The 444-nt window shown below is 63.5% G+C and carries 1 protein-coding gene; it reads right to left on the bottom strand.

Going from position 1 to position 444, the window contains the following annotated elements:
* Nucleotides 1–444 (bottom strand): cadherin-like domain-containing protein (locus F7R06_RS30845; RefSeq protein ID WP_170288744.1); only part of this gene is annotated, 444 nt, incomplete at both ends.

Raw genomic sequence — 444 nt, 5'->3', positions numbered from 1 at the left:
TGAAATTAACCACGCTGACGGGACCGTCAACGCTGCTGGTGCCAGTGAGGACGCTGCCGGTCACCGGAGCGTCTTCCAGCGTGGAGACTGTTTCGCTGAGGTCGGTGAAGCTGTCATCCACTGGGGTGACGCTGATGTTCAGGGTCGAGGTGACGTCGGCGCCGGAACCGTCGGTGACGGTGTAGGTCACGGTCGGCACTGCGCCGTTGTAATTGGCGTCCGGGGTGAAGGTGTAGGCACCGTTGGCGCCGATCACCAGGGTGCCGACGTTGGCGATGGTCGCTGTGCTGCCGGCCTGGTACTGGGTGCCGTCCACCGTGAAATTAACCACGCTGACGGGACCGTCAACGCTGCTGGTGCCAGTGAGGACGCTGCCGGTCACCGGAGCGTCTTCCAGCGTGGAGACTGTTTCGCTGAGGTCGGTGAAGCTGTCATCCACTGGGG

It is taken from the genome of Pseudomonas moorei (genome assembly GCF_008801475.1).
Taxonomy (GTDB): Bacteria; Pseudomonadota; Gammaproteobacteria; order Pseudomonadales; family Pseudomonadaceae; genus Aquipseudomonas; species Aquipseudomonas moorei.
This window is presented reverse-complemented; position numbering and strand designations above follow the sequence as displayed.